Source organism: Rossellomorea oryzaecorticis (assembly GCF_045897515.1).
Classification (GTDB): domain Bacteria; phylum Bacillota; class Bacilli; order Bacillales; family Bacillaceae_B; genus Rossellomorea; species Rossellomorea enclensis.
Genome location: NZ_JBJOSA010000005.1, coordinates 247,349 through 254,789, shown reverse-complemented (window position 1 = coordinate 254,789; position 7,441 = coordinate 247,349). Strand labels below are relative to the sequence as shown.

General features: G+C 41.6%; 5 protein-coding genes. All 5 read left to right on the top strand.

Annotated elements, in window-relative coordinates; all coding sequences use genetic code 11:
- Positions 1-137 precede the first annotated feature (137 nt).
- The 5 genes from ACKA06_RS08810 to ACKA06_RS08790 all read left to right on the top strand — a co-directional run bounded on the left by ACKA06_RS08810 (position 138) and on the right by ACKA06_RS08790 (position 7,439).
- Complete coding sequence (locus ACKA06_RS08810; RefSeq protein ID WP_032088683.1) at positions 138-275, top strand: YvrJ family protein; 138 nt, start codon at positions 138-140, stop codon at positions 273-275.
- Between the two features lie 158 nt (positions 276-433).
- A complete protein-coding gene (locus ACKA06_RS08805; protein ID WP_411159446.1) occupies positions 434-1,579 on the top strand; it encodes an exonuclease SbcCD subunit D in 1,146 nt (381 codons plus the stop codon).
- Positions 1,576-4,710, top strand: a complete 3,135-nt coding sequence (locus ACKA06_RS08800) for an AAA family ATPase (RefSeq protein ID WP_411159445.1) — start codon at positions 1,576-1,578, stop codon at positions 4,708-4,710. The genes ACKA06_RS08805 and ACKA06_RS08800 overlap by 4 nt, the downstream gene beginning before the upstream one ends.
- A 112-nt stretch (positions 4,711-4,822) precedes the next feature.
- The gene (locus ACKA06_RS08795; RefSeq protein ID WP_411159444.1) at positions 4,823-5,917 is read left to right on the top strand and encodes an endospore germination permease; all 1,095 of its coding nucleotides are present in this window, start codon (positions 4,823-4,825) and stop codon (positions 5,915-5,917) included.
- Positions 5,918-5,990: 73 nt separating this feature from the next.
- A complete protein-coding gene (locus ACKA06_RS08790; RefSeq protein WP_411159443.1) occupies positions 5,991-7,439 on the top strand; it encodes a spore germination protein in 1,449 nt (482 codons plus the stop codon).
- The last annotated feature ends 2 nt before the right edge of the window (positions 7,440-7,441 follow it).

Genomic DNA, 7,441 nt, shown 5'->3' with positions numbered 1-7,441 from the left:
ATGAAACCGCCGTATACGGAACCGTACGTACGGTGGTGTGAGAGGTCGGGGGTTAGTCACCCCCTCCTACTCGATTTCCTATTGGTGTCTTTTTTAACTTATTACTTCTATATATAAGTTGAAAGGAGGCATAGTCAATGGAATCCATCATTCCTTTTATCTCTGAGGTCGGGTTTCCGATCGTGGTCACGATGTATCTGCTATATCGCATAGAAACGAAGCTTGATGCAGTCGTAACTTCCCTGCAGACTCTTCCTCAAAGAATGAAAGAATAGGAAAGGGAGGCCGGTGGTCTCTCTTTTATTGGTGTGCACATAGAGTAGAGCTAAAAAAATATGAACAAATGTTCCCCTCTGGCATCATTTCCTTTTACCCAGAGTTTTAGAGTTTGATATAATTTAATCTAACTAGAGGCAGGAGAGGAGATTGGACGTTGAAATTCATACATACGGCTGATTGGCATTTAGGGAAATTAGTGCACGGTATTTATATGACAGAAGAGCAGAGATACATACTGGAGCAATTCATTGCATTGGTGGAGGATGAAAAACCGGATGCAGTCGTGATTGCTGGGGATTTATACGACCGTTCCGTGCCTCCAACTGAGGCGGTGGAATTACTTGATGAGGTGCTATTCAGAATCAATGTTGAATTGAATACGCCGGTCATTGCCGTTTCAGGCAATCATGACAGTGCCGAACGTTTATCGTTTGGTTCCTCGTGGTACAAGCACAGTCACTTTTACCTGAAGGGGAAACTTTCGAATGAGTTTACACCCGTTAACGTAGCCGGGGTGAACTTCCATTGCATTCCTTTCGCAGAACCGGGGACCGTGCGCCAGCTGCTAGGGGATGATTCGATCCATTCCCATCATGATGCGATGAGGGCAATCATAGAGCGGATCCGGGAAAACATGCATGGGGTCGGACCACATGTATTCGTCGGACATGCTTTTGTCCTTGGAGGGAAAACCACGGATTCTGAAAGAACTCTTTCCGTAGGCGGGTCAGGATGTGTAGGCAGTGAATTATTCGAGCCTTTTCATTATACGGCTATGGGACATCTGCATAGCCCGGACGCATTGAAGCATGATACGATCCGTTATTCAGGATCATTGATGAAATATTCGTTCTCGGAAGCATCTCAAAGGAAATCGGTGACAGTGGTGGAAATGAAAGAAAATGGATCGTTTGAATTAAGCGAACGGATATTAAAACCGAGGCAGGATATGAGAGAGCTGCAGGGGCATCTAGAGGAACTGCTTGATCCAGCCTTCTATCAATCCCAGAAAACGGATGACTTCTTAAAGGTGACCCTGCATGACGAGGGAACCCTTATCGATCCGATAAACAAACTAAGACAAGTGTATCCGAACGTGCTTCATCTTGAGCGGAAACTGGAGTTGACGGATGCCAAAAAGAAAAATAGTTTCAACGTCATAGAAGATAAAAAGAAGACAGAACTTGAATTATTCAAAGAATTTTATTCAGATATGACGACAGGGGAATTTTCAACTTCTAAGCAGGAAGTCTTGGAAAAAGTCATTGAAAAAGCCAGGAAGGAGGCGTTTGAAGCATGAAGCCTCTTAAACTGACGATGCAGGCATTCGGACCATATGCCGCCAGGGAAGAAATTGATTTTCGTGAGTTGGACAGCCGCACGATGTTCGTGATATCAGGAAAGACCGGATCGGGCAAGACGACAATATTTGACGGTATTTCGTATGCAATCTATGGGAAGGCAAGCGGGGAGGACCGGACCCCGACAGATATGAGGAGTCAATTCGCGAAGGAAGAGGACATTACGGAAGTTGAGCTGTTATTCAATTTGCGGGGGAAAACGTACCGGATCTGGAGATCGCCTCAGCAGGATAAAAAGAAAGCCCGGGGAGATGGGTACACGACCATCAACGCACGTGCAGAGTTATTTACCTTTGATGAGGAAGGCGGGGAAATTATACTTGCTGCCAATGTCAGGGAAGTAGACGAAAAGGTGAAATCACTCATCCAGCTGGACGCGAATCAATTCAGACAGATCCTGATGATCCCTCAAGGTGAATTTCGTAAATTGCTGACTTCTGACAGTAAAGATAAAGAAGTCATTTTGCAGAGATTGTTCCATACACAGCTGTACAAAATGATCCAAGAAGGATTGAAGGCAGAAGCAGATGATTTGCGGAAACAAGTGGAGGCTTCCATTGAATTGCGCACAAGGGAACTGTTGAAAATCCATAGTACTGACAATGAGAAATTACAACAGTTACTGCTTGAAGAACCTGTTAATGACAGTAAAATACTTTCGCTTCTCCCGAGACAGATCGAGGGGATGGAAAAGCGGCTGGAAGATGTGGAACATACGTACCAAACCATTCAAAATAAACGAGATAACGTAAACAAGGAGCTTGCTGATGCACATAATCTCCTGAAACAATTTGAACTGAAAGAAAAATTAGGAGCGGAGCTGACCGCCCTTTTGCACCAAGAAGGTGAAATCGGGCAAGCTTCTCAAGAAATCACACTCGCACATAAGGCTGCAAGGTTAATTAAACAGGATGAATATTGCCATAAACTGAATAGTATCCTCAAGGGACTTAAACAGGATATGGATCGATTAATGAGTGAGAAAGAAACAGCCAAGAACAGGCTGGAGCTTGCCAGGAAACGTTATGAAGAAGAAGCGGCAAAAGAACCCGCGAAAGAAGAACTTGTAAAAAAAATCAATCATCTGGAAAGCATTCAAGGCGATGTTCATTCCCTCGATTCCTTACAATCGGAATTGCAAATGTTACAGGAAAAAAGTACAAAACAGCAGGAACTTATTAATAGAGACACTGAAGAGAAGGCTAACTTATCAAAATGGATAAAGAATAGAGAGGAACGACTTGAGAAGTTTGGAGAGAGCCAAAGCCTGTTGTTCCACTATGAAAAGTCACTCCGGGAAAAAGAGTCTGTCCTGGAAATTCTTAAAGAAATTCATACACTGTCAGAAAGACAGGATCGTTATAAGGTCACAATGAAACGATTGAGTGGCCAATACGAAAACACTGCTGCACGAATGAAAGATGCTTCAGATTCAATCACTTATCTGGAGGGTGAATGGCGGGCAGCTCAATCCGCCGCTCTGGCGCGTGAACTCACCGAAGGAGGACCCTGTCCTGTATGCGGGTCAGAGCACCATCCTAATCTTGCAACAGAGAAACATACATTGCCTTCAGAGGAAGACATGAAGAGTGCAAGGGAAATGCTGCAAGTCCTTCAATCCGAAGAAAAGCAGTTGAGTCTCTCAATGGCCCAGGAAGAAACAAAAATCCAGAATACAGATGAGCAAATACGTCTACTCATCAAAAGGGCAGGGAATCAGGCAGAGAACCTATCTTTGGAGAATCATCAGGAAGTGACCTTAGAATTCCAATCAAACGTTCAATCCTTAAAAAGGGAAATCCTTGAAAAGAAAAATGAGATTGAACATTTGAAGCAGCTGAGTGAGCAAGTTAAGAATGAAAAAGGGAAACTGGAAAAACTTGAGGAAGCCGGAAAGGAAAATCTGGAAATTCAGCAGGAACTGAAAATGGATTTTTTAACCAAGAAAACGTCGCTTGAGAAAATAAAGGAATCCATTCCATCAAATCTTTATACAAGACAAGAGTTTGATGTTGAGTTTCAAAAAACAAAGGAAACACTGGATAAAATGAAAGCTGCTTTTGAGAAAGCGCAGTCAGATTTTTATCAAAGTGAAAATGATTACAAAGTAAAAGAAGCTCAATTGAAAGATAAAGAAGCTCAAGTTGAGAAGACAGAATATGATATGAAGCATGAGAGGGAAGAATTTCTTTCCTTATTGAACAGAGAAGGATTCCCGCATTACAGAGCTTTTCATGAAGCGAAAAGAACCGATGAGGAGATTGCCATACTCGAGGAGAGAGTTAAGAAGTATGGGGAAGACCTGCGTTCTGTAAAGGATCGTTTATCGGATGTTTCTAACCAGCTGGAAAATAAGGATAAACCGGATATACAAGTCATACAACAATCGCTGACTGCTGTAACCCAGGAAATGAAGGAAATCAACGAAGTGTTAAACAGACTCATTTCACACACGCAGGAAAATAAAGAGATTCTTGCAAGAGTCACGGACATCAATGCCAACATTAAAGAGCATGAAGAGGCTTACCAAACAGTCGGACATCTTGCCGACATCGCCAGGGGCCAAAATGCAAACCGGCTTACATTTGAGAGATACGTATTGGCTTCATTCCTTGAAGATATCCTGAGTGTTGCAAATGACCGTTTATCTAAGATGACAGCGGGCAGGTATAATCTGATTCGTAAGACGGACCGCAGCAAGGGAAATATCCAAAGCGGATTGGAACTGCTGGTGTTTGATCAGTATACCGGGCAGGAACGGCATGTCAAAACCTTATCGGGAGGTGAAAGCTTCAAAGCATCTCTTGCATTGGCCCTGGGGCTCGCTGATGTGGTTCAGCAATATGCAGGAGGGGTATCCCTTGAGACGATGTTCATTGATGAAGGGTTCGGTACTCTCGACCCAGAGTCCCTTGACCATGCAATCGAAGCGTTGATGGATATCCAGAGCAGCGGACGCCTTGTCGGATTAATATCCCATGTGCCTGAATTGAAGGAACGGATCGATGCAAGGCTTGAAGTCATCTCTTCCCAAAACGGAAGCAGGACGGAGTTTCAATTTATGGTGTAGTAAATATGAAACAAAAAAAGTCAGGGGATCCCTGACTTTTTTTGTTTCTACTGGTTAGTTTGTGAAGGTAGAGGAAATAAATAGAGTTACATCATACTTTAGGAGTTTTTAAATGAAGAGTTTACAACCAGTTCTCATCCCAAGGCAGCTCACCTTATTATTAATCCTTTCAACAGGTCTTCTAAACCACGTCATGATCATACCCAGTATCCTGCAATCATCCGGCCGGGATGGCTGGGTAAGTGTAATTGTTTCATACCCGGTATTGATACTGGCGACATTCTTGATTTATTACGTATTAAAGAATTCACCACCCGAAGGTTTCTTTCATCTCTTAAGGACCAACTGGAACAAAGTATGGGTTTGGATCTATTCTCTTCCGATTTGTTTATTTCTGATAACCAGTGCATATATCACCTTTGTTGACTTAATAATATGGTTGAGGGCATATTTTCTTGCTGATGTACCGAAGCTGCTAATTGTTGTCATTGTGCTATGCACCTGTTTGTTGATTACGTGGTCAGGTATCAAATATATGGCCATTGCAAGCGGTATATTGCTTCCGCTGGTGATGATTTTTGGCTTTTTCATTGCATTCACCAATACGCACCTGAAAGATCCCAGTCTCCTTTTTCCGATACTAAGCAGTGGGTATCCGCCTGTATATAAGGGAATGATTTATGTTTTGAGCGGTCTGTTGGAGATATTCATCATCATCTTACTTCAGCCATTCAGCGCCGGGAAAATAAAACTGCATCATCTCATTTTTTTGGGTTTGATTTTGGCAGGCTTGATAATGGGTCCTTTAACAGCTTCCATCATGGAATTTGGTGACGTGGAAGCATCGAACATGAGATACCCCGCATATGAACAGTGGAGGATTTTAGGCATCGGGGAATTCATAACCCACCTTGATTTTTTTGCACTATATCAATGGCTGTGCGGTGCACTGATCAGGATTGGTTTATTTATGTTTTTACTAAGCTTTCTTTTAACAAATTCGAAGGATAACTACAGAATGAAATTCAAGGTTGTTTCATCTGTCTATATTGGGTTCATGCTATTACTGATTATTGATGTTGACCCATACTTTTTTTATAGAGCTTTATACAACTATTTCTTTCCTTTCACGGTGGTGTTCTTCTTTATTCAAATTTTACTGAGTGCTTTAATTGTAAAAATTTTTTCCATTAAAGCGAAAGTCTAAGATATTTTGAATGCAGATCACAACACTCCTTATTGAAACATCAAAACTGCTGCAGACAAAAAGGATGTTTGTAATGATGATAAAAGGTTCAAAGAATACATATACAGCAAAAGAAAAAATGGAAGAGTTACATTCTTTATTTTCAAAAAGTGAAGATTTGATCTTTAAAGAACATCACTTTGAACAAGTAAGGATTACGATGGTGTTTTTTGAAAGTATCGTTGATATCAAATACATGGATAAATCGATCCTGCCGAAACTGGACCTGATCACAGATAAAACCGTTTTACAAAAGATGAAGCAATTCTTCCAGGCAGAGGAATTTACAAACAGAGAAATGGAAGAACTGACAACTGCATTATTTTCAGGACATGTCCTCTTTTTCCTGGAAGGGACTATCCTCGGTATACAAGCGGGGAATCTTCCAAAGCGCAATCCCGAAGAATCTTCACTCGAAACTTCAATCAGGGGGCCGAAGGATGGATTTGTAGAGGACCTGAATACAAACATTTCACTGGTAAGGAGACGTCTTTTTACACCGTCTTTATGTGTCGAGACATATCATTTAGGTAGCAGGAGCAATACAAAAATAGCCGTTCTTTATATAGAAGACATCATCGACGATACAATCATTAAAGATTTGCATAATAGACTGGAAAATATTGATATTGATGTTTTGGTCTCCAATCAAGAACTGGAATCTTTGTTGGATGATTCCCCTTATTCAATATTTCCGAATTTCGATTATACCGGGAGACCGGATTTTATAGTGGAAAATCTAAATCAAGGCAGATTTGCCATCATAATGGATGGAAGTCCAACCGTATCTATTGCCCCAGTTAATCTTTTGCTCCAGACGAAGTCCCCCGAAGATTCAAATATTAATTATTTCTTTGTTTCAATTGAACGATTTATTAGAATCTTTGGATTGATTATATCTGGCTTTCTCCCAGGAACTTGGGTAGCTTTTTCAGCTTATAATATTGAGCAAATTCCATACTTGCTAGTCGCTACAATTTCTATGTCAAGATTCGGCCTGCCGCTTTCTGCTCCTATTGAGATGTTCATCGTATTGTTTTTGTTTGAATTTTTTAATGAAGCGGGCATACGGCTTCCAAGGGCCATTGGTCAGACGGTTTCCGTGCTTGGGGGACTGATTGTAGGGGACGCAGCCATCCGGGCTGGATTAACTTCACCCACTATGCTTGTAATTGGTGCGATAACCTATATTTCTTCTTTCACGCTCGTCAATCAATCATTAAAAAACGGGCTTACCACCTTAAGATTTATCGTTTTACTCTTCAGCACCTTATTTGGATTGTTCGGGGTGATCCTTACCTTTATCATCACCATCCTTTATTTAGCCACAAAATCTTCTTTTGGGGTCCCTTACTTAGGCTCTGTCGCCCCTCTCAGTTTTACGGAAACAGTCAGGGCTTTTATAAAGCTGCCGCTTCAATTCTATAAAGAACGTACGAAGTCAACCAGTCCGAAAGATACAACCAGGAAAGGGAATGAGTAAAC

Coding starts and splice junctions, on each gene's coding strand:
- ACKA06_RS08810 (WP_032088683.1), top strand. CDS start 138: ATGGAATCCATCATTCCTTTTATCTCTGAGGTCGGGTTTCCGATCGTG.
- ACKA06_RS08800 (WP_411159445.1), top strand. CDS start 1,576: ATGAAGCCTCTTAAACTGACGATGCAGGCATTCGGACCATATGCCGCC.
- ACKA06_RS08795 (WP_411159444.1), top strand. CDS start 4,823: ATGAAGAGTTTACAACCAGTTCTCATCCCAAGGCAGCTCACCTTATTA.
- ACKA06_RS08790 (WP_411159443.1), top strand. CDS start 5,991: ATGATGATAAAAGGTTCAAAGAATACATATACAGCAAAAGAAAAAATG.